The following is a 23,706-nucleotide window of genomic DNA, read 5'->3' on the forward strand; positions in this document are numbered from 1 at the left end:
CTGCTGCAATCTTTTTTGCGTATTCACCTTAAATATACACTAAAAAGGAAATGCGGGATGCACAACTTTTAGAATGAGCGTTGTATTAAATACATATATTAAAATCGAATGCGAATTAGGAAAATGTTAAGGCATCAAATTTTACTGCCTTACAATTGGCATCGAACAGCATCTGAACGAGCCTCCCGATTTAATGATTTCTGAAAAGTCGACTTCCAGCACTTCATAGCCATGCTGTCTCATTTGATAATTCACATCACGGTTAACCGGCAAGCTCAGCACACGATTTTGTCCAATAGAAAGTACGTTTGTCCCCATTGAAAACTGCTCGTTTTCGCTTACTTCGATTAAGTGATACATACTAGACAAAAGTTTGACTACTTCTGGTTTGAATGCATCCGGAAAAATAAGTGCATCTTTTGATGAAAGAATATTGAATACACAGTCTAAATGTAAATATTTTGGGTTAAACGGTATTGGAAGAATTTCATAACCGGGCAGTTCTTTTTGTAAATTTTGAATGGCTCTTTTGCATGTGCGATCACTAATTCCAACAAAAACTCTATTGCCGTCAATAATCACATCGCCACCTTCAATAGAATGTACAGAAAGGTTATGATAAGAAATTTCACTTTCATTCAGCCATTGCGCCAGTACTTCTTTTTCACCTTGACGTATAGAGTTTGCCATCTCTGAAACAAACAACTGATCACCAATAGTAAAACCAATATCTCTTGTAAATACTTGTTCCGGATGGTCTTTACTAGGTGGTAGTTTAATTACTTCCACACCAGCATTGCGAAGCGTTTGTTCAAACTTTCGATGCTGGGCTATCGCAAGATCTTGATCAATATTATCTTTCATATATTTTTTTTGAACATCATTAATTACTTCTTTAATTTCCATATATTTAGGTTCGCATAACACGACCTTTTTTAAAGTTCCATACTCACTTTGACATACTATTTGGGATTGCTTCGAAAATATTTTTACCATAAGTCATCCTCCAAGTTCTTGATTCACCTTATACTATTCCCTGTTTTTGCGATTTCAAAAACTCTTTGTGATCATTACAAGGTGAATACTATTGTTTTAAGAAATTTTCGTTGGGGTATGGAATTGCAATAAGAATTAGGCGAAGAACATTAACGGAGGAGATAGTATGATTACGAAAGGGCAAGCACTATTAACAAAAGAAGATTTCCACAATCGAACGGACTTGCCAAGTTGGCTCTATAAAGAATATGAAACTTTTCATAATACAGTAACAGATAAAACATTCCCGTGCTTTTTTGGAATGAGCGGCGAATTAAAAGGCGAACTTCGCTATGCGTATATTGCACAGGATGACTGGAGTAACTTACCTCTCGCAGTAGAAGGTTTTTTAGATTTATTTAAACAGCCCGATTATAAAAGGCACGGTCTCTTTGTATTTGTTGAGCCTTTTGAAAAAGAAGGGGCGCTAGATGATTACCGTCAACAGTTTTGGGATATCCTCCAGTACCTACATACAGTCGATAAAGTAGAATGGCCGGAAAACAGTCCTCGTGACCCGGACCATTATTTGTGGGATTTCCATTTCGCTGGAGAGCCTATCTTTGTATTTGGAAATGCTCCTGCATATAAGAAGCGCAAAACCCGCCATTTAGGAAATGCAATGGTACTCGGATTTCAGCCTCGTAAAATATTCCAAGGTTTAGAGGGTACCGAAAAAGGCGGTATTATGTCCAGGGAAAAAGTGCGGAAACGTGTGGAAGTTTGGGATCAGCTTCCGAAGCATCCCGATATCGGACATTTTGGAGATCCGACACATAACGAATGGAAACAATCCTTTATCGGCGACGATATCATACCTATCCAAGGTAAATGCCCTTTCCAGCACAAATCATCGCTATGAGTTTATATTTATAATAAAAGAACGAATCCACTGTGAGGATTCGTTCTTTTATCTATTTATTTTCAGGCTAACGCTCTCTTTTCAAACGAAATGACATAATAAGGGCAAGGCCGATATCCATACAATTTTATCTATACTGTATCTACCCCTCAATTATCGAAACGTTATAACTTTTTGCGAGCTAATATTCTAATCCAGCAATACCAACTCCTCCTGGACCAGCATGTGTAGATATTCCAGCTCCCGCTTGCATCCATTTCACATCTTCGAATCCTTTTCCCCTTGCAATTTCAACCATCCGGGTTTTAATACTTTCATCAAGTCCTATTGAGTAAATCAAAAATAGCAGCTTTCTATCAATATTATATTCATTTAAAAAATCACGCATAAATTTTTCTGCTACTATACTCATCTTCCCGCGATAGTTTCTTTTTGAAACAAGGTTCCCCTCTTTTAATTCAATGCAGGGCTTTATTTTCAACAATGCTCCCCCAAGATAAACAAGATTACTGACTCTTCCACCTGCTTTCAAAAAATCAAGACTACCTGGTAGAATCGCAAGCCGTGTTTTCGGAACAAAGTATTCTATTTTCTCTATTAAGCGAATATGGTCAATGGAAGGTTCATTTTCAAGCAGAATGGCTGCATACATAACGATCGCAGCTAATCCTCCTGTTATATTTAATGAGTCCACAAGGAAAATATCGTCAAATTCTTTTGATGCAATGACCGCGCTTTGAAAAGTGACAGTTGCTTTTGATGTGCACCCAATATGAATAATAATACTATCCGGAAAATTAGATCTGATTTTTGAAAATAAATCATAATATTCCTGTACATTAGTAGCTGCAGTAGATGGAATTTTCTTAGTACGACTATAATAATCAAAAACTTCCTCTACAGAGAGTTCCCCGTCCAAATAATCTTTCCCATCCATAATGATATGCATAGGAGCTACTTGAATTTGATATTTTTCAACCAGTTCTTTCGGTAAATCTGCCCCACTGTCAGTTGATAAAATAATCTTTCTCATCGTATACACCTTCCAATTAACGCAGCCATTTCTGCGTACTTATTATTTTCGATAGTTTTTACTGTAATATCAACTTATTTATAGATTAAATAAACCTCTAATATATTTATATGTAAGAGATAGATTAGCATAACCTGTTTAGACATACTCAATAGAAAAAAACGAATTCTTTTTCAAAAATCCGTTTCGTAAATTTATTGCTCTTTTTCTATTCCCTGATTAAAAACGTTCCTCCGTAAGATCGACATTTACTGAAACTGCGGCTTTATTTCCTCTGGCGGCCGAAATCATTAATGAAGACGGTCGGGCTGTTTCAGTTTCTCCAGCGATATAGACATTTTTCTCAGAAGTTCTGCCAACCCCATCCGTTATGACTTTTCCATTTTCATGTACCTCACAACCTAACATTTCCACAAGCTTATTCGGACGGTAATATGTTGGCGCTACAAAACCAAAAGAGCGTTGAAGCATTTCTCCTGATTCAAATTCTATTTTTTCTAAAAACCCGTCATTACCAATTAAAGTTTTTATCCGATCTTCTATTATTTCGATATTCCGTTTTTCTAACTGTGATGCCGCCTCTTTCGAAAGTTCAAGGCCATTTGTTAAAACAACTAAATCCTTCGACCAGTTATATATTAATTTAGTCAAATGCAACACATGGTCTTCTTTTTCCGCGATGACCACCAAAGGCTTATCCCGCTGTTCCCAACCATCGCAGTATGGACAGCTAAATAAACTTTTTCCGTAGTAGTTTCTTATGCTAGGTATGAAAAAAACCTCTTGAATGCCTGTGGCCAGTATAACTTTTTCTGTCATATACTCCTTCTTATTAGATGCTTTGACAATATATCTTTCATCTTTATCCTTGGTTATTTCAGTAACTGTTGCGTTTACGTAGGATACTGATGGATAGTTCTCCAATTCTTTTAATCCTATTTCTCTAAACTCCAGAGGATTGGTCCGATCCCGTGTAATAAATCCACGAGCCTCATGCGTCACGCGATTGCGATTCGTGTTATCATCGAATAATACAACTTCTCTTCTAGCCCTGCCTAAAACTAAACTGGCACTTAATCCAGCCGGTCCCCCGCCGATTATAATACAATCCAATACATCCATTATTATCACCCACTCATTTTGTTTCTAATTTCATTAAATTCCCAGTACTTATATAGAAAAAACATCAATAATTTTTATATGCCCTATCTTGGATATTTTGAACCAAAAATCCAGAACTATCCTTTAGTCGTAAATTTTCATATAAAATATTTCATAAAATGCAATGAATAATAAAATAAATCAAAAAATTATAACTTTTAAATATATATTATAATTTTCCGAAATATAGATAGACATAAGTCCCATAATAATATATTCTAATATTCGTCTTTAATACCCTCATTTTGGGATGAAAGTCAATACATAGGTAAAAGGTAGATGAAAATGCATATACTAAAAAATTTCAAGATAAAAACCCAGTGGATAGTGTTGATTTCACTCGCAATTATTTCAGCGGTCGCCATCACTGTTTTATTTAGTCAGTGGACAGTACGAAATATATTAACCGAAGAAAATGAACAGACTTCTGCTAATAATGCTAAAAATGCTGTGGATCAAGTGTCATTAGGTTTGGAAACTTATGAAACAAACCTTTTACAATTCGGTCAGGTTATTGAAACGATTTTACAAAAAGATCAAGTGGATTTTTTACATATCGATAAAATTACTAGCACTATAAAAGAGAACAATGAAAATTACTTATCCGTCTACTTCATGGATTTTAATTCCGGCAAACTGCATTCTACACCTGGAATAGATTATGAGTGGGATGTACGTGACTCTCAAACATTTGCAAAATTGAATGCAAACCCCAACATGCAATGGATGGACGTCTATTTGGATACTGGTATTAACAAGTTAATGACTTCTGTTATTGCCCCGGTATTTAAAGATGATAAACTTGTCGGTGCGGTCGGCTATGATATTGACTTCTCTACAATTGGTGAGATTCGTGAAGGGATCGAAGCAAAATCATCTTCAAAATTAATGATTGTCGATCCAAATGGATTGATTGTATCTTCATTTATCGAAGATGGGGACGGTAAGAATATCATTGCCGATAATTCCGGCAAGATTACTGGCGTTACCGATCTATTAGATACTTCCGAATTAGAGAAAAAGTTTAATTGGATGTCAGATGCTAAAAATGGGAACAACCAAATTGAACAGTTTGTATGGAATGACGTGAATTATACAGGTGAAATACAAGTTATCGAGAAAAATAACTGGCAAATTGTTTCTTTAGTAGATGAGGATAGTTATGTGCAACAGTTAAATAAATTAACGATTGCAGGCTGGATTTCATTAGCGATTGGTTTGATAATAGGATGTTTATTCGCCTATTTCATGGCACGAAAATTAGTGGATATTTTAAATAGCTTTAAAGTAGTATTTGAAAAAACAGCAAGCGGTGACTTTATTTCACGTTTCGAAACAAAGTCAAATGATGAAATTGCAGACTTAGCCAATCAATACAACAATATGCTTGATGAAGTTCGTAATTTAATTAACCAAGTAAATGAAAATTCAATGGAAATCCAGCATTCTTCTAACAGTTTAGCTATTATTGCCAAGGAAAATGAGCAAGCGTTAAATAATGTCTCAAACAGCATTGAAGAAATTGCAATGAATACGAGCACACAGGCAGAAAAAATGCATGATGGTTCTACAGCTATTCATGTATTGGCTGATGGTATTGAATCTATAGAACTAAAAACTCAGCAAATGGTAAATGATGCTGACGAAGCATTGGTAGAAGTGCATACAAGTATTGATAAAGTGCAACAATTGGAAACATCTTATGCGAATTTAGAGCGAGCTTTCAATGAAGTAACGGTCGTAACCGGACAGTTAGACGGAAAAACGAAATCCATTTCGAAAGTAACAGATGTAATTGCCCAAATTACTGAACAAACAAATTTACTTGCGCTTAATGCTTCGATTGAAGCTGCTCGAGCAGGTGAGCACGGGAAAGGTTTTGCAGTTGTAGCAGATGAAGTAAGAAGCCTAGCAGAAAGTTCAAAAGCTGCAACAACTAATATTCAGCAAATCATTCTTAGTATTTTAGAGGATACTCAGCAACTCGTTCAAGTAATGAAGCAGACAAATGAGATTAGCGAAGATCAGAAGTTAGCAGTTAATACTGTAGATAATGCAATTAAACAGCTTTCCGATACATTGGAAAATATGAAAATGTCGATTTCAAACACGATGGAAAATGTTTCAACAATGCAGCAGCAAAAAAATGTCGTTGTCTCTTCAATAACAGTTGTTAATGAAATGACAACAGAGGTTACAGCAGAGACGCAGGAAATTGCGAGTTCAATCGAAGAACAAACATCAGCTACTTCTGAAGTAACGACGCATGCTACGCACTTAAATAAACAAGTTGAAAAATTATCTGAATCTGTTTCAAAATTTAAGCTATAGTAAGCAATTACAAAACAATAAAGGTCAACCTGTCAAAAATAACAAGCAGTTCAAATTTTACTTTATATAAAATTTGAACTGCTATTTTTATGTCGTAACGGTTTAAATAGGATGATCTTAAATTTACTACTCAAATACTGCTACTAAACGACCTTTTACTTCATGATTTTTCAGTTTCTCGATACCTTTGTCGACTTCTCCAAATGGAATAGTAATCAGATTCGGACTCATTTTACCAGTAGCGAAGCAATCATATACTCCTTGTAAGTCTTCTACCGATCCACCATTGCTTCCTAAAAGTTTAATTTCTTTTGTAATCATTAAATACGTATTGATATTGGATTCCAGTTTCCCCATACCAACAATTACAACTGTGCCTTGTACTTTTACAGCTTCCAATGCATCAGACGTTGTTTGTCCAAAACCGGCAAAGTCAACAATGACATCACATTCAGCTTCTTTCATCTCTAAAATCGTATCGTAAACTTTATGGGCACCCAGTTCATCAGCAAGTTTACGTGCATCTGGAGAAACATCGGTTGCATATACTTCACACCCTTTAATTAATGCCATTTGTAGAGCAAATTGTCCAAGTCCGCCGATTCCGATGATTCCTAATTTTGTACCTTCTTTCGCTTGCCCGATACTAAAAAGAGCACGATAAGCTGTGATACCTGCATCTGTTGAAGCTGCACCTTCTACAAAGGAAACGCCCTCAGGGATAATCACACATTGATGCACAGGAACACGCACTTTTTCCGCATAACCACCATCATAGTTATATCCGGCAGTTACTTTCGTTGCTCTATCCATCGGGTTAACGCCAACACGGTCCCCGACTTTAATGTTTTTCACACCTTCACCAACTTCAATCACTACCCCGGCGAACTCATGCCCCATAATAACAGGCCCATTAGGGAAAAGTGGCATCCAGCCTGGATCCTGCAATGCCGCTACATCTGAGTGGCATAGTCCAGCAGCTTTCACATCAATTACAACATGACCCGGTATTGCTTTTGGATCTTCTTTCTCAATCAATTCTAATGGTTTATTTGTACCTGAAAATAACCAGCCTTTCACAAAATCGCCTCCCAATATTCAGTTCCATCCTAGAATACCCTCTTCATTTCAAATCAAATCAACCTTTTTTATAGCACGTAAACCGATTCCAGCAGACGTAAAAAAAACCAAACCCCAAAAATGTTGGGGCTAGGCTTTAGAATATCTTAACAGTCTTTATTATTCTGTTTTTGGTTTTTATTACGATTTTGATTTTGATTTTGATTTTGATTTTGATTTTGGTTAAAGTTTACTTCCTGAGCAAATTCTTCTCTGTTTGCTCGTGGTCTGTTAGCATTTTGATTTTGGTTCTGCTGTTTTTTGTTATCCTGAGTTTTATTGTTTTTATGTTTATTGTTACCCATTTCAACTCACCTCCACTAACAGTGTGTGTGGAAAGTAAATTTCTATCCCATTGTTTATCTAAAAGCTTTGCTGTAAATTTCACGCAGTTCGGTTGCGTTATCTTGCCAATTTGTCGCTTCTCCATTGAATCTAACATGAAATCCTCTCGAACACTTTCACAAACGCCGATGCGGATGAGTATGCTAATAAAAAAGCCCAAATTCATATTACTATTGAATCTAAAAGTTGAGAGGAATGGTATGAGTGTATCCTTTTTATACAAATGGTTTTACTTATCCGCTTAGCGCTTCCTATGCGCAACCCTTTTCCCAATATACTGCACCGCTTCGTCATTTTTTAACTCGGCAACAGAGCAATCTTGATCAGCGTTGTATCAGTAAAACAGAGGCAGACTATATGGCAATGAATCGATTACTTTGGATGGAGCATGTCAATTGGACCAGAATGACGATTATTAGCATTGTGTTCCAATTGCCTGATTTACCATTTGTCCAAAAGCGCCTCCTGCAAAACGCAACTGACTTAGGCAATTGTCTGCGCCCATTTTATGGCGACCAAATTGCGGATTACTACGCTAAGCTTATTCAAGCTCACCTAGTCATTGCTGCCGAACTTGTAACAGCTGCAGTCAAAGGAGATACAAACACGGTGAATGCTAAAGAAAAAGAATGGTATAAAAATGCGGATGACATTGTTTTATTTTTAAGCAATCTAAATCCATACTTATATAAGGATGCACTGCAGGAAATGTTCTATAAACATTTAGAGTTAACTAAAAAAGAAGCCGTGACAATGATTCAAAAAGATTATCAAACGGATATTGAATTGTTTGATGAAATTGAAGCCGAGGCATTGGCTATGTCCGATATGATCGCATCAGCAATTGTAATGCAATTCTTTTACCGATTTATGTGTCCACACAACTCTTATTAATAACACAACATTTAATGTATAATTAAAATAAATATTTTAACCAGGAGTGACTGATATGAACCTTAACAAAATATTTATTGCCATCATACTCAGCCTGTAACGGTCCAATTTATTCTTTGGGGGACTTTTACAGGCTGAGCCCTAACCCAAGGAGTTGATGGTAATGAAACCACATACTAAAAATCGTAGTCGAGCCTATTATCGACATCAGCGAGAAAGAGTCATTCAACGGAAACTTAAAATTGCGAAACAAATTGGATGGCATGCTCGCTATACCGGATATTTTGCAAAAGGGAAAATTCACTGTTCATGTTGGATGTGTTCTCAAAAAACGAAAATAGATGGATTTCCCCATTCACAAATCACTCAATTAGAACGCTTGAACAATCAATTATCCGAACACTATAAGGAACAAGATTAAGAATTTTTAGGCAGGAGGAATTTATTCCCCCTGTCTTTTTCATATGATTTTTTTAACCTCCCCCAAAAAACGAATAGCTCCTTGCGGGAATTCCATAAGTCCCCTTACATTTGATTTAAATACTATAGAAGACTGCTCGTATATTTTTATACTCGGTCTTTCTTTGCTGCTGCGAGCTAATTTATTTTATATCTTTCCGCTATCCAAATTTGAATAAGACATATGACTTGTCAATAATTGACTCATCAAATAAAATAAAAACCTATTCTAATTTCGATAAAGAAGGGTGAAAAAAATGTCACAACAAAAATCAGCTTTAGAAAAATTAATGGATGAACGTAAATCGGTTCGTAAATATGAATCTGGTGTTGCGATTCCTCGCGAGACAATTCAACATATACTTCAACAGGCAACAACAGCTCCATCATCAAGTAATCTGCAGCCTTGGCGCTTCCTTGTTATTGACGATCAGGAGCAAAAGAAAGAGTTGCGCATCGCTGGATTTAATCAGGAACAAATTGAAACATCCTCTGCAATTATTGCAGTCATCGGCGATATCGAAATGTATAAAAATGCCAAGCAAATTAACGATTTAAATGTTGAGTTGGGCTATATGCCACGTGAAATTGCAGATATGATGATTTCAAATTCCGAAGCATCGTACAGCAATTTTTCTGATGCTGAACGCAGTAATATTGCACATTTGGATTCAGGTTTAATTTCTATGCAAATCGTACTTTTAGCGAAGGATATGGGCTATGACACAGTAATAATGGGCGGCTTTGATAAAGCAGCATTCGCTAAAAAATATGAGTTACCTGCCAATGAGGTTCCGATGATTTTAATCGCTATCGGAAAAGCTGCTATGCCAGCACGTAATTCATCTCGTTTACCATTCGAACAAATTATTCGTTTTTCTAGCTAATGGACTTATAGGGTCCTTTGCCTGACATGTTCGATTGAAATTTTTTAGACTTTATCCGAATGAACGGAAATGCTACCATATAGGGATACTTGGAACGAAGAGCAATCAATGTAAGGAGGTATAGTATGGAAGTTTGTTTGGATGATAAAAAACAGATGATCTTGATGTTAAAAAGATTAGACCGTCATGTAACGCAAATATTTGAAAAAAGAACAGAAGTCAGTTTAACGAGATATGAGATATTAGTTTCTTTATTAAAAAAAGGAAGCGTTTCTCAAAAGGTTCTGCAACAATCCTTAGCTATCGATCAATCTGCAATTACGCGCCATTTAAAGCTGCTTGAAGAACAGCAATATGTGGAACGACAACGCAATGCAAAAAACAACCGAGAAGTTCTTGTAACGATTACCGATAAAGGACGAGCATTACTTGAAGGTTGCACAATGTTTAAAGATCAGTTTCTGAATGATTTATATGAGGATTTTTCAGATAGCGAATTACAGCAGCTTAAACAGTTTCTTACGCGCTTAAACCATAATGTAGAGAAGCTTTAATCGTTGCATAATAATAAAATAAGAAGAACGATTTTCTGTATCCAGGAAATCGTTCTTCTTTTATTGCTCTCATAACCCTTTCTACTACTGGCGTTTCCAATAAATTAACGTAATTACGGATGATTTTAAATGAGAATGTTTATCATCTGTGATATACTATAACTATAAAGAAAATAAGCATTATTTAAGGAGAATGTTTTATGCAAATATACTGGACGAAAATAAACAAAATTATTGATGAAACATCAGAAGTTAAAACGTTTTTGCTCGACCTTCCTGAAGGTTTTACATGGGAAGAAGGTGCACATACACACCTTGCTTTAGAAGGTTTCAATGCTGGTGATCAGCCAAATAAAAGCTTAGTTCGTCATATGTCCATCTCCACGTTACCAAATGAGCAGACTGTCGGGATTACAACTCGCATAAGAGAACTGTGCTCTGAATTTAAATCGATTTTAAGAAATCTAAAAGTCGGCGATAAAGTTGCACTATTTAAAATCCATTCAAATGTACCCCTGAAAAGAGAAGATAAAAATATTTATTTATTATCTTCCGGTGTAGGTCTTGCAACGTTCAGACCGCTTGTACTTACTTATTTGGAACGCCCTGATAACATCAATCGCATTCATTCTCTTAATATTGATTCAACAAAGAACTTCTTATTTACTGATGTTTTTGAATCTGCACCTGATAAAAATTTCACATCACAGTATGTTGATAATCGAAAAGATTACTATGAAGAAGCTAAAAAACTTGCTGCAGATCAGGACGGACTATTTTATGTTGTCGGCAGCGACGAGTTTATTATGCAAAACATTGACGTGTTGCGTGAGCAAGGAATCAAACCGGAACAAATTGTCCTTGATAAACGTGAACGACAATTACCTAATTTCTTCCCGGTTGAATCTACAATTTAATTAATTATATGAAACGGGGCTATCCGAAAAAGTATTCTGCTTTTCGGATAACCCCGTTTTTAATATTCTATAGATTTTTTATAGTTTACTTTAAATATTCCGCAAAGAAGTCTACCAATGCGTTATAAAATTCAATTCGGTTTTCTTCATTTGCAAAGCCGTGTCCTTCATTATCTTTTACCATATACTCAACTTCCACACCTCTATTTTTAAGTGCCTGTACGATTTGGTCTGATTCTTGTTTATTCACACGTGGATCATTCGCCCCTTGTGCTACAAATAAAGGTGTTTTGATTTTATCGACATGGAAAACCGGTGAAGCAGCTTTTAACAGTTCCTTATCTTTTTCAGGGTGGCCTACACGCTCATAGAACATATTTCGTTGTGTTTCCCAATATGGAGGGATTGTTTCCAGTAATGTAAAGATGTTTGAAACCCCTACATAATCAACAGCTGCGGCATATAAGTCTGGTGTGAATGTTATACCGGCCAAAGTTGCATACCCCCCAAAGGAAGCACCGTAAATACCGATTTTTTCTGCATCAGCAATGCCTAAATCAATTGCCCATTGAACCCCATCTGTAATATCATCCTGAATTTTTAATCCCCATTGTTTGTTGCCCGCTTCAAGGAAATCTTTCCCGTAGCCTGTGGATGATCTAAAGTTCACTTGGAGAACTGCATAGCCTTGATTAGCTAATAGCTGTACTTCATTATTAAAGCCCCACATATCACGTGCCCATGGTCCACCATGCGGAATGACAACTAACGGTAAATTTTCAGCTAATTTATTTTTTGGTAGTGTTAAATAACCATGGATTATTAGACCGTCTCTCGCTTCATAGGAAATAGAACGCATCTCCGCTAAATTACCAGCATCCAACCATGAGCCTAACTCTGTTAATAATGTCATTGTTTCTGTTTCAGCGTCATAATAATAATACTTTCCATACACAGTATCGCTTGAAACACTTACGATAAATTTCGTCATTTCCTTATTGTAATCGTTAATTCCAAATTCACTTGCACTTACACCGAGTTGGTCTTTCATTTTATTGAAAAGATTTTCAAACTCGCTATCGAAGAAATTATAGTGAACTTTATCCGTGATATACGCAGCGTAAAGAAGTTGATCTTTTGTTGAGCTGTAAAGAGCCCCTGAAATATCTACGAGTGGGTTTGAGAAAACTACTTCTTCTTTGCCCTCTAAATCATATTTTACTAGGGCCGCTTTATCTCGACCCTTATCAGATACGGCATAAATAGATTGATTGTCTCGAGAAAATCCTAGCGGTGAAACTGTTTCACCAGCATCAATCGAAATAAAGGGCTGGAACTCCTCTTCTTCTGTTTCACGATATAAAACAGCACCTACTACACCGTCAGATGCTACAGCCATTCGAATTTGTCCTTTGCTATCGGGAATCCAGCTTAAAATATTCCCAGGATTTTTTGCCACTAACTTTGTTGCACCTGTCTTTAAGTTTAATTTATAAACATCAAATACCGTTGCATCTTCTTTGTTCATCATGATTAAAATTTCATCTTCAACATCTTTTAAATAATCAATAGGAAGTACAACAACATTCGGGTACGGCGTTAAATCTTTTTCTTCTGCACCGTTAAATGTAGACGAGTAAATATGATAATTTTCGTCTCCCCCGTTATCCTTCAAATAATACATACTATTATCTTTCCAGAAAAGCCCCGCAATATCTCGATCAGTTGTACTTGTTACTCGCACAGGCTCGCTCTCATCAGCCATGTTCTTTATAAACACATTTAAGCGACTTTGCCATTCAGCAGCGTAAGCGATGTATTGGCCATCTGGAGACATTTGATAACCTAAACTACCGGGATTTCGCATAAAATCTTCGACAGAGATTTCCTGTACCCCTGTGTTATTAATATCTTTGTTTTGATATTGCTTTACATTACTAAACATTTTGGAAACCTTTGCTTTTGTAATCGGCTGGAAATCCGAAATACCTTTAAATAAGCCTAGTTTTTCAGCTGTTTTTCTATAATCATCGAGCGTTTCCTCATTTGTTTCTGCACCAAGTGCTTTTACTAAAATAAGTGCAGACTGATTTTCAGTAATATAGTTGCTTGTATTTTCGAACTCATAATCACCAAGCCAATTTCCGATGACTTCTGCTCTCATATAGTCTGATGCATGCTGAAATGTTAAAGCTGTGACAGCTTCTTCAAGAAAAGCATCAATGGTTACTCGTGACTCTTGACTTGCTGCTAACTCATTTGTAGAATTGTTTGCTAAAGCTGAAAATGGTAACGAGACTAATAATGACATCGTTAACATAACTGATAAAAAGGTTTTTTTCACAATATCCCCTCCTTGATTAATATAAATTTAATAATAACTCACAGAATTATTTATGTAACATATAATTCAAATTATTCAATATTTTTACATATTTATAAATTTAAATTCCATAACAATACATATTTTTGAAACTTCTTTGTAGCACAAACGTATATTATTGATTTTCTCAAGTTTAGTGAAATAACAGGAGCATTCAAATATTTTAAAGAAGGTCACGCTCAAGGCAGCTTCTTTTCATCCCCATTTGTTATTATGCTTCCTGTAAATTAATGATATTGACAAGTTATGTTTTCATTTTAAAACAACAAAAAAGCCGAATGATGTAGTAGAATCACTCAGCTTAATCTTTTAACGTTATTTTAAATCTGTATCTGATAATGCAGGAATTATTTTCTGATCAATTTCACTAATAAAAGAATTTAAAATGCCAATTTGCTCTTCTAGTTTTTCCTTGTGCTGAATTAATATAGCTTGTGTATTAATCTCTTCCTGCTCTAAATTCAGCGTTGATATATTTTCTCTTATATCCTCAATTGACATGCCTAGACTTCGAAAACATTTAATTAATTTTAAAAGTTCAATATCTTGTTCATCAAATATTCGATGCTTTTGTTCATTTCTTTTTATTGGTGGAATTAAATCTATTTTTTCATAGTATCGAATTGAACTTGCAGGTATTTCAATTAAGAGGCTCGCTTGTTGAATTGTATACACGAGGTGTCCTCCTTGACTTAAAGTATGGTTTAACCTATAAGCTTGATAGTATCAAACTTAAAGGAGATTGTATAATGAAAAAGATATTATTAGTAGTAACGAATACCTCTAAGTATCCCAATTTAGATCGTGCAACAGGATTATGGTTAGGAGAAGCTGTTCACTTTGCAGCTGAAATGGAAAAAGCAGGATATGAAATTGATTATGTGAGCCCTAAAGGTGGCCATACACCACTTGACCCACACAGTTTACAAGCTGATCAAATGACTGAATTAGATTGGCAATATTACGCAAATGCTGATTTCTTAAATAAACTAAGCACTACTTTGCCGGCTGACTCTATTAACCCAAATGATTATGATGCTATCTATTATGCAGGTGGTCATGGAGTTATGTGGGATTTCCCAGAAGACGAAAACCTGCAAAACATTGCAAGCACTATTCACGCTAACGGTGGTGTTGTTTCTGCTGTTTGTCATGGAGTTGTTGGATTATTAAATATTAAAAATGGTGATGGTGAATATTTAATTAAAAATACTAAAGTGACTGGTTTTACTAACACAGAAGAAATTGCTGTTGGACTAGATAAAGTCGTTCCATTTTTAACTGAAGATGAACTTGTTCGTAAAGGTGCTAATTACGTAAAAGATGCTGATTGGTCAGTATTCACTGTAACTGATAATCGTATTGTTACAGGACAAAATCCTGCATCAGGTGGCGCAGTTGCCAAAGATGTAATTAAGTTATTAAAATCACTTTAATACAAATTAACTCAAAAAATTGTTTTTAACCTCAAAAAAGCTGTGCTAAAATCCCCATACAATGTGGATTTTTGACACAGCTTTTTTATTGTACTCCTATACTAACTCCAACCAAGCCACCGCTTCACAGTGCCATGAGTACTGAACGTGAACAAATTTATAAAATGGATGTAATAGAGTTACATTTTCTTTACTATAATTGTATGAGTATTTGGCATTTTTCATTTGCTTTATTCATGTGTTTTATTTCTACTCTAATATTATACGCCAAACTGGCATTTTTTCTAAAATCTATAAGTCATCTAGATGGAATATCTCTCGTGCTCCTCTAGGTAAAATATAATTAAATTCCTTAAGGTTCTAGAGTGATTTTTTTTATCCTTTACTCATACTTTGAAGAAAAAGGAGGTTTTATTTGGAAGAAAATATTCTTAAGAAATTCGATATCCTATTTTACGCCTTAGGAATTGTTTTGATTTTTACATTTTTATTCATTTCTAACCAACTTGCTGAACCACTTATTACGGAATTAAAAACAGGGATGCCACTTTTAGATTTAATGTTTAATTCTGAGGACAACATTGAATTTAATTTAAATTTATTACTCCCATTCCTACTCTTATGTCTTGGTATAACTATTCTTTTATTTATGTTATGGAATTTATCAAAAGGTATATTTTTAAATAAAGATACTCTTACTATAAAAATTATAATGGTAATAATGATTTTAATTTTATCTAGTGTATTAATTAAAGTTTTAATTTCATTTTGGTCACTATTGAAAATTACTTTGCTTTGGATTTTTATTAGCTTCATAATTTTAGGAATGTTTGCTTCATTTCTAAATCATTCATCAGATAAACAATAACAAGATTGGTAACAATTCTTATACATAGTAAAAATTATAAGCCAAAAAACTTTTTTGAGTCTCGAGCTATTAATAGGAGAATGACCTCTCAAATAGAATAGAATTTATTATTTTATAAAAGCAGACGGTTTAGAAGTACATTATCGCACTTCTAAACCGTCTGCTTTTATGTTTCAACAAATATTCAATTGTCTATACCTAAGCATCGGCGTAAAAACCGTTCCTAAATTATCTCTAATCAGCTAGTTCAAGCCAAGCCACCGCTTCACAGTGCGTCGTGTGCGGGAACATATCAACTGGCTGCACTTCTTTTGTTTTATATCCGCCATCTTCTAAAATGCGGAGGTCGCGCGCAAGGGTTGCAGGGTTGCACGATACATATACGACACGCTTTGGCTTTTGCTCGATGATTGTATTCAGTAATGCTTCATCACAGCCTTTACGCGGTGGGTCGACTACTAATACATCTGCCTCTTTACCTTCTTTGTACCAGCGGGGAATGACTTCCTCAGCCGGGCCTGCTTCGAAATATGTGTTTGTAAAGCCATTTAATGCAGCATTGCGTTTTGCGTCCTCGATTGCCTGCTCGACAATTTCAACACCCATTACATGACCAGCCTTTTGGGCTAAAAACAGTGAGATGGATCCGATACCGCAGTATGCGTCGATTACGCGTTCATTGCCTGTCAGCTGCGCATAATCGAGTGCCTGCTTATAAAGCACTTCTGTTTGAACCGGGTTGACTTGATAAAACGAACGTGCCGAAATTTCAAAGCGGACATTGCCGATTGTATCTTCAATTGTATCCTTGCCCCAAAGTGTGAATGTATCGTTGCCGAAAATTACATTTGTTTTCTCGCCGTTTACATTTTGCACAATTGAAGTGACATTTGGAATAAGTGCCCGGATTTTTCCGATTGCAGCGCTCGTCTGCGGGAACTTTTTAGACTTTGTAACAAGTACGACCATCACTTCTCCTGTTGCACGTCCTTTACGAACGACCACGTGACGCAGCATACCTTGATGGGATTTTTCATCATATGGACGCACACCTAAAATTTCTAATTCACGTTTCAATTCTGCCATAACAACATCGGCTTCCCCTGTTTGAATTAAGCAACGTTCCATATCAACGATTGAGTGTGACTTCGTTTTATAGAAGCCTGCCACCATTTGTCCTGCTTCGTTTTGCGCGAAAGGTATTTGTGATTTGTTGCGGTAATGCCAAGGCTCTTCCATCCCTTTTACCGGAAGGACAGGCGCATCGATTTTACCAAGACGCTTCATCACATTTGCGACCATATTTTGTTTCCATTTTAATTGTCCCTCATACGAAAGATGCTGTAATTGGCATCCCCCACATTGCGAGAAATAGACACATGGCGCTTCTACACGATCAGGTGACTTTTCCAGTATATTTATAACTTTTGCAAAGCCATAATTTTTTAATGTTTTCATAACATGAATTTCGGCAGTTTCTCCAGGAAGTGCCCCTTGTATAAATAATGGATAGCCATCAATTTTCGCGACGCCATTGCCATCATGTGTTAAATCTTCTATATAAACTGTTTGACGATCATTTTTTTTAATTGGTGCAGACATGTTCATTTCTTCCTCTCATTTCAATCACTTTATTGTACCACGCTCCATATATTTTGCACTTATTATACTTTCTACTAACATTCTGACTAATCCCAATTATTACTTTTGTTCTAGTATTCAGTAAGTATTACCTATATAATTTACCTTATAGCTCTAATAATTCTATTAATTTCAAGGAGAAGAAAAAACATGTCAGTTCGCAAAAAACTTAATATAGGCTTTATTTTAATCGGGATGATTCTTCTGCTTTCAATCGGATTTGCAACCGTTCAGTTTTTCCGTATTGGTGATGAAGTTTCCAAAGCCGTTGATGTACAGATGGCACAGGTTACTCGTATTAATGATATTCAGCAGCACATATTATCCCAAGGGATTTATGCACGTGCCTATGCAGTAGACCCTTCTCAAAATAACTTGGATTTACTAAACAGCCATACAACAAGCCTCGTTCAATTAATTGAAGAGGTACAAGATGAGAATATTTTAGCAGAAGCGACACCGGTTATTACTAACTTAAAGGATCAGTCGGAAATAATCGCTGGGCAAATTGATAAGGTCATTTCATCTGTACAGGCACGTGATATTTCATCCGCTCTTTCAATGGTGAACGGCGATTATACATATACGAGCGTATTCACGAGCGAACTTGCGGAGAAAGTGGAACAAATCGAAAACAAAGAGCTTGATAAAGTGGTAAAAAATACGAAAGACATGATCTCACTTTCTACGATTTTGTCGATTATTTTCATTATTATTACGCTTATTGTCATCGGCTTTTATATGGTGTATACGAAATATGGCATTACACAGCGTCTCCAATCCATTACAAATGATCTGGAACAAATTGCAGATGGAAATATTAAAGTTTTACATAAACCGGTTCACACAAAAGATGAATTCGGTATGCTGTCGAATGCGTTCATTTCATTGCAGCGTAATTTTGAGGACTTATTAATAAGCATTCAGCAAAATGCAAATCAGCTTAGCTCTTCGGCGGATGCACTTATGAAAAACAGCGGGACGATTTCTTCGGAAACAGCCCATATTAAAGAATTGATCGAGCATACTGCACAGACAGCCGCAACGATGACAATTGGAGCAAATGAAAGTGCGCTTGCTGTAGATGAAACTGCACAGGGAATTAACTCGATTGCACGGGCAACACAGGACCTGCATAGTAGTGCGGTGACATTGACACAGTTTGCCAATGATGGGGTAAAGATTATTGATGAAGCAATGCAGCAAATGGAAACAGTACATGCATCGACTCAATCGATTTCCAACCTATCCAGTGTCTTAATCGAACAGTCGGGACAAATCAGTACAATAACAAAAGCTATTACTGATATCGCGGATCAGACAAATCTGCTTGCCTTAAATGCTGCCATTGAAGCTGCCAGGGCTGGTGAACATGGGAAAGGCTTTGCTGTTGTTGCAGATGAAGTCCGTAAACTCGCGGAGCAATCCAAAAAGTCGGCAAATGAAATTGTACATTTAACTGAAACGATTCAGCACAATTCCCAAAATGTTGGCGAAGCGGTGGAAAGCAGTCTCAAACGTGCAAATGATGGTGTTGTTATTATCGATCGTGCCGGTCAGTCGTTTCATACGATTACCGATAATATTTACAATATAACGGAGCGTGTAGAACATATCTCTGCTACATCACAGCAAATTTCAGCAAGCTCTGAAGAAGTCGCCGCTTCCGTCATCGAAATTTCGCAAGGTACAGAAAAAACGATGACGGACGTAGAGCAAGTAGCCAATGCAACTCAACTTCAAACTGAAATTGTCGTTGAAATGGAAGAGCTGTCTAAGCGACTAGCTAATCAGGCCGAACAGCTCCAACAAAGTATGGAGAAGTTTACTTTGTAGAATAAATTGATTTAAATTACCTTCACTTTAACGGTTTTCACTTGTTGAAGTGGAGGTTTTTTAGAAGTTTCTCATTGTTTATTAGAACAACTTTTCGTTTATTAGAAAAGTTGAGGGAGATATTAGATAAGATGCTTTCTACAGGGGGTTAGAGTGCTCTTTCTTATGAAAAGGTACGGATTTTAGAACAATGGTGTACTTTATTAGAAGATGTTAAAAGGATATAAGAGCATTCTTTGGGTTTATTTGAACATCTCAGCCCAAACTAAAAAACTCACAAGGGCATTCCACTACCCTTGCAAGTTTTAGTTAAATTACTTCTTCATCTGTTTCAATTTCACGAATTTTATCGATTGGCACGAATACTTCAATATGCCGTTTTAAATTTTGGAAAACAGCTGGTGCATCCCCGCCATATTCCCCGTCCAGATTTAAATGCACTTCCTGATCAGATGATACGACAACACGGCTAGCTTTTCGGTAAATGAGACGCTCGTCGGATAAATGCTCACCACGTAATGCGAGTGAAGCAATACGTATGAAATCAGCAATATTGCATTCCTTTAAGATCATAACTGTAAACAGTCCGTCATTAATCGATGCATCGGGTGCTATTTTTTCGAAACCGCCTACTGAATTTGTTAAGCCACATAAAAACATCATCGCTTTTCCATCAAACTCTTCATCATCCATCTGGATTTTCATATGAGTTGCTTTAATAGAAGGAATCATTTCAATTGCCTTCAAATAATACGCCATTTGTCCAAGTACCGTTTTCATTCTGCTCGGTACTTCGTATGTCAGCTCGGTAATTCGCCCGCCTGCAGCAATGTTAATGAAGTAGCGGTCGTCATTCAAAATACCGACATCGACAGGTATTGTATCCCCTGCAAGAATGATGTTTAGTGCTTCTTCAACATTTCGGGGAATACGAACAGCCCTTGCAAAGTCATTTGTCGTCCCCATTGGAATTAAACCAAGCTTTGGCCGTTTTTCGCATTGACTAACACCTGCCACTACTTCATTTAACGTACCGTCTCCACCTACTGCAATTACAACATCAAATTCTCGTCTTACAGCTTCAATTGCAGCTTTTGTTGCATCACCTTCACCAGTCGTTGCATGGCATGAAGTTTCATATCCGGCTATTTCGAGTTTCTCCAATACTTCCGGAAGATGTCTCTTAAATACTTCACGACCCGAAGTTGGGTTATATATAATTCTCGCTCTTTTCATATTGATCTCATCCTGATTAATTATATTTTTCATCCTGTCCAAAGTATACTGCTGTCTGTTTTAGAAAAGCAACAATAGTACCCAGGATATTCTCTTCAATAATACGCATTAAATAGAAAAAAGTTCCTACTATATTATATAGTAAGAACTCGTAAAAATAACAGGTTAAGTAAAATTAAATAGCTGCACTTACTTTATTTTTAAAATCTTCATATACGTAAATCCACAGCTTTGAATCATTTACATATTGTCCGCGCATATTTTCGTATACCGCTTTTTGTGCTTCTTCAAATGACGGATCTTCTTTATCCGGTAAAGTCGAACGTAAATCAGTTACAAGCTGCTGTAATTGTGGTGCACGTGGTCCCCATGTAGTAATTACTTCCCCGGCTTCATTTAAAATTAAATACATTGGAATAGCTCGTCCGCCATTTGTTAAATAACGGTCGATCAAATCTGTATCCGCATCACGTAAGGCCGTACGAATTTCCACACCTGCCGCTTCTGCTACTTTACGGATGATTGGATTGTTAATCATCGCATCACCGCACCAGTCTTCCGTAATCGCTAAAATATGGACATTAGCATTTTTCAGCTTTTCAATAAAAGCTGTATCTTCCGGAAGTTCAAAGCTCTCATAAATCGCAAAGCTTTGTTCTTTCAGTTGAGACATTGCATCCATATATTCCTTCATTGATTTGCTCTCTTCAAAATATTGTTGTTCTGTTTTCATATATATACCACCTTTCATTTCTCTCTTCTATTTTGCACGTTTTAAAGAAAAAAAGAAAGTTTTATGTGTCAAAATTGTTACACAATAATACAATTCAAAATTTTCAAAACAAATTGCATAAGATAGCAGATTTTTGTTATTTTCGAGAATATTAAAGCGACTAATTCTTTTGCTCAAATAACGTTACATTATTATAAAATAATTAAAAATATTCTCAATCATCTTACTTATTAGTATCTATAAAAAATTTTTAATATAGTATATATTTCTTATAAATATTCTGATATATTAAAATAACGCATCAAAAAATTATCAGAAAATTTAATTTACATGATTTTCTAGGAGGGGTTATTTATGAAACGCAATAAAAAGGTCGCATTGACTGCTACAGCACTTTCATTATCTGCATTACTTGCAGCTTGTGGTGGTGGAGAAGAAACAAAATCTACATCATCTGGAGATGGTGAAAAAGAATTAGATTTACTAATCACTTCGGAGCCGCCTTCATTACATCCACAATTGGCTTCAGATACAACTTCTGGTGCAATTTTAGAAAGCACATTCGAAGGGTTAACAACAATGGTTGATGGCGAGCCAGTTCTTGCTGCTGCTGAAGATTATAAACTATCTGATGATCTTTTAACTTACACTTTCACTTTACGTGACGCAAAATGGTCAAATGGTGAAAAAGTAACTGCTGAAGATTTTGCATACGCTTGGAAATGGGCATTAAACCCGGAAAATGCGTCTGAATATTCTACAATCCTTTATCCTATTAAAGGAGCAGAGGCATACAACAACGGTAAAGGTACTGCTGAAGATGTTGCAATTAACGTAATCGATGAAAAAACATTAGAAGTAACGTTAAACGCTCCAACTCCATATTTCTTGGAATTAACAGCATTCAAAACGTTCTATCCAATTCATAAAGCAACAGCTGAAGCGGATCCAAAATGGTACACAGAAGCAGATACATATGTATCGAACGGTGCATTCAACTTAACTACTTGGAACCATTCAGGCGATATCGTTTTAGAGAAAAGCGATACTTACTGGGATACTAAAAATGTAGATATCGATACAGTAAACATTGCAATGGTTGAGTCTGAAACAACTCAAATGACAATGTTTGACGCTGGCGAAGTTGATTTCCTAGGAGCTCCTTACGGGACAATCTCTCTTGATGCAATCGACCGCTTAAAATCAGAAGATAAATTAAACGTTTCTGATATGTCATCTATTTACTGGTACAAGTTCAATACAGAAGATCCAGTAATGCAAAACGAAAACATTCGTAAAGCATTAGCATTGGCAATCGACCGTGAAGGCTTAATCAGTAATGTAGTAAAAGGTGAACAAGAACCTGCATTAGGTATCGTGCCAAACTCTGTAGAAGGCTTCGGCGATGATGAAGGATACTTCAAAGATGCTGATTTCGAAGAAGCGAAGAAATATTTAGAGGCTGGTCTGAAAGAATTAGGCTTAGCTAGCGCTAAAGATTTAGAAGTAAAAGTTTCATACAACACTTCTGAAGCTCACTCTGCAATCGCACAATTCATTCAACAAGGATGGTCATCGAATTTAGGTATTACTGTTAAACTTGATAACTCTGAGTGGCAAGTATACTTAGATAAAATCGGTAATGGCGATTACCAAATTGGTCGACTTGGTTGGGGCGCTGACTACAACGATGCGTATACATTCCTAGAAATGTATAACTCTGCTGAAAACGGCAATAACCAAACTGGCTGGTCGAACGAAGAGTACACTGCATTATTAAATGAGTCAATTTCTGAAACAGATCCGGCAAAACGTACGGAAAAATTATTGGCTGCTGAAGCAGTAATTATGGAAGAAATGCCAGTAGCACCAATTTACTACAACACTAACTTAAACGTTGTATCTGATGAAGTAGAAAATATGGCTCCAGATGCTTTAGGTAACATTAACCTTAAATACGTTAAAGTGAAGTAATT

Annotated in this window: 21 protein-coding genes; 11 read left to right on the top strand and 10 right to left on the bottom strand. The window is 36.1% G+C overall.

Going from position 1 to position 23,706, the window contains the following annotated elements:
* Window positions 1-141: 141 nt before the first annotated feature.
* A complete protein-coding gene (locus AC6CH1_RS15915) occupies window positions 142-996 on the bottom strand; it encodes a dimethylarginine dimethylaminohydrolase family protein (RefSeq protein ID WP_498318436.1) in 855 nt (284 codons plus the stop codon).
* A 166-nt stretch (window positions 997-1,162) separates the two neighbouring features.
* Here AC6CH1_RS15915 and AC6CH1_RS15920 point away from each other — a divergent pair, with 166 nt between their 5' ends.
* Window positions 1,163-1,897, top strand: a complete 735-nt coding sequence (locus tag AC6CH1_RS15920) for a YqcI/YcgG family protein (RefSeq protein ID WP_498318438.1) — start codon at window positions 1,163-1,165, stop codon at window positions 1,895-1,897.
* Window positions 1,898-2,078: 181 nt separating this feature from the next.
* Here AC6CH1_RS15920 and AC6CH1_RS15925 read toward each other — a convergent pair whose 3' ends face one another.
* Both AC6CH1_RS15925 and AC6CH1_RS15930 read right to left on the bottom strand, forming a co-directional pair.
* A complete protein-coding gene (locus AC6CH1_RS15925; protein WP_498318440.1) occupies window positions 2,079-2,930 on the bottom strand; it encodes a DegV family protein in 852 nt (283 codons plus the stop codon).
* Between the two features lie 219 nt (window positions 2,931-3,149).
* Entirely contained in the window at window positions 3,150-4,052 is a 903-nt protein-coding gene (locus AC6CH1_RS15930; RefSeq protein ID WP_498318442.1) for an NAD(P)/FAD-dependent oxidoreductase, read from the bottom strand.
* Window positions 4,053-4,376: 324 nt separating this feature from the next.
* Here AC6CH1_RS15930 and AC6CH1_RS15935 point away from each other — a divergent pair, with 324 nt between their 5' ends.
* Window positions 4,377-6,422 (top strand): methyl-accepting chemotaxis protein, encoded by a 2,046-nt coding sequence (locus tag AC6CH1_RS15935; protein WP_498318444.1) that lies wholly within the window; start codon window positions 4,377-4,379, stop codon window positions 6,420-6,422.
* Window positions 6,423-6,548: 126 nt separating this feature from the next.
* On the opposite strand, the gene AC6CH1_RS15940 is transcribed toward AC6CH1_RS15935, so the two are convergent.
* Window positions 6,549-7,502, bottom strand: coding sequence for a zinc-binding dehydrogenase (locus tag AC6CH1_RS15940; protein ID WP_498318446.1), 954 nt, complete (start codon window positions 7,500-7,502; stop codon window positions 6,549-6,551).
* Window positions 7,503-7,648: 146 nt separating this feature from the next.
* Entirely contained in the window at window positions 7,649-7,846 is a 198-nt protein-coding gene (locus AC6CH1_RS15945) for a hypothetical protein (RefSeq protein WP_251690756.1), read from the bottom strand.
* A 244-nt stretch (window positions 7,847-8,090) separates the two neighbouring features.
* Here AC6CH1_RS15945 and AC6CH1_RS15950 point away from each other — a divergent pair, with 244 nt between their 5' ends.
* The 5 genes from AC6CH1_RS15950 (at window position 8,091) to AC6CH1_RS15970 (ending at window position 11,597) form a co-directional block, all read left to right on the top strand.
* Window positions 8,091-8,780: a hypothetical protein gene (locus AC6CH1_RS15950; protein ID WP_435368085.1), complete on the top strand. Its 690-nt coding sequence runs from the start codon at window positions 8,091-8,093 to the stop codon at window positions 8,778-8,780.
* 163 nt (window positions 8,781-8,943) lie between these two features.
* Complete coding sequence (locus tag AC6CH1_RS15955) at window positions 8,944-9,201, top strand: hypothetical protein (RefSeq protein ID WP_498318449.1); 258 nt, start codon at window positions 8,944-8,946, stop codon at window positions 9,199-9,201.
* A 295-nt stretch (window positions 9,202-9,496) separates the two neighbouring features.
* A complete protein-coding gene (locus AC6CH1_RS15960) occupies window positions 9,497-10,126 on the top strand; it encodes a nitroreductase family protein (RefSeq protein WP_498318450.1) in 630 nt (209 codons plus the stop codon).
* Window positions 10,127-10,251: 125 nt separating this feature from the next.
* Complete coding sequence (locus tag AC6CH1_RS15965; RefSeq protein ID WP_498318452.1) at window positions 10,252-10,680, top strand: MarR family winged helix-turn-helix transcriptional regulator; 429 nt, start codon at window positions 10,252-10,254, stop codon at window positions 10,678-10,680.
* A 200-nt stretch (window positions 10,681-10,880) separates the two neighbouring features.
* Window positions 10,881-11,597: a dihydropteridine reductase gene (locus AC6CH1_RS15970; RefSeq protein ID WP_498318454.1), complete on the top strand. Its 717-nt coding sequence runs from the start codon at window positions 10,881-10,883 to the stop codon at window positions 11,595-11,597.
* Between the two features lie 85 nt (window positions 11,598-11,682).
* Here the strand turns inward: AC6CH1_RS15970 and AC6CH1_RS15975 are convergent, their stop codons facing one another.
* Both AC6CH1_RS15975 and AC6CH1_RS15980 read right to left on the bottom strand, forming a co-directional pair.
* A complete protein-coding gene (locus AC6CH1_RS15975) occupies window positions 11,683-13,941 on the bottom strand; it encodes a S9 family peptidase (protein WP_498318456.1) in 2,259 nt (752 codons plus the stop codon).
* Window positions 13,942-14,295: 354 nt separating this feature from the next.
* Entirely contained in the window at window positions 14,296-14,655 is a 360-nt protein-coding gene (locus tag AC6CH1_RS15980; protein WP_251690763.1) for a MerR family transcriptional regulator, read from the bottom strand.
* Window positions 14,656-14,729: 74 nt separating this feature from the next.
* Here AC6CH1_RS15980 and AC6CH1_RS15985 point away from each other — a divergent pair, with 74 nt between their 5' ends.
* Window positions 14,730-15,416: a type 1 glutamine amidotransferase domain-containing protein gene (locus AC6CH1_RS15985; protein WP_498318458.1), complete on the top strand. Its 687-nt coding sequence runs from the start codon at window positions 14,730-14,732 to the stop codon at window positions 15,414-15,416.
* A 415-nt stretch (window positions 15,417-15,831) separates the two neighbouring features.
* Window positions 15,832-16,284 (top strand): hypothetical protein, encoded by a 453-nt coding sequence (locus AC6CH1_RS15990; protein ID WP_498318460.1) that lies wholly within the window; start codon window positions 15,832-15,834, stop codon window positions 16,282-16,284.
* A gap of 234 nt (window positions 16,285-16,518) precedes the next feature.
* Here the strand turns inward: AC6CH1_RS15990 and rlmD are convergent, their stop codons facing one another.
* The gene (rlmD, locus tag AC6CH1_RS15995; RefSeq protein WP_498318462.1) at window positions 16,519-17,886 is read right to left on the bottom strand and encodes a 23S rRNA (uracil(1939)-C(5))-methyltransferase RlmD; all 1,368 of its coding nucleotides are present in this window, start codon (window positions 17,884-17,886) and stop codon (window positions 16,519-16,521) included.
* Between the two features lie 189 nt (window positions 17,887-18,075).
* On the opposite strand from rlmD, the gene AC6CH1_RS16000 reads away from it, so the two are divergent.
* Window positions 18,076-19,761 carry a methyl-accepting chemotaxis protein gene (locus AC6CH1_RS16000; protein WP_498318464.1) on the top strand — a complete coding sequence of 562 codons (1,686 nt, stop codon included), beginning with the start codon at window positions 18,076-18,078 and terminating at the stop codon, window positions 19,759-19,761.
* 309 nt (window positions 19,762-20,070) lie between these two features.
* Here the strand turns inward: AC6CH1_RS16000 and AC6CH1_RS16005 are convergent, their stop codons facing one another.
* Both AC6CH1_RS16005 and AC6CH1_RS16010 read right to left on the bottom strand, forming a co-directional pair.
* Entirely contained in the window at window positions 20,071-20,997 is a 927-nt protein-coding gene (locus tag AC6CH1_RS16005) for a diacylglycerol kinase (RefSeq protein WP_251690767.1), read from the bottom strand.
* Window positions 20,998-21,172: 175 nt separating this feature from the next.
* Window positions 21,173-21,730, bottom strand: coding sequence for a thioredoxin family protein (locus tag AC6CH1_RS16010; RefSeq protein WP_427713077.1), 558 nt, complete (start codon window positions 21,728-21,730; stop codon window positions 21,173-21,175).
* A gap of 354 nt (window positions 21,731-22,084) precedes the next feature.
* On the opposite strand from AC6CH1_RS16010, the gene AC6CH1_RS16015 reads away from it, so the two are divergent.
* The gene (locus AC6CH1_RS16015) at window positions 22,085-23,704 is read left to right on the top strand and encodes a peptide ABC transporter substrate-binding protein (RefSeq protein WP_498318466.1); all 1,620 of its coding nucleotides are present in this window, start codon (window positions 22,085-22,087) and stop codon (window positions 23,702-23,704) included.
* Window positions 23,705-23,706: the final 2 nt, after the last annotated feature.

Source organism: Solibacillus sp. GQ1 (genome assembly GCF_059758555.1).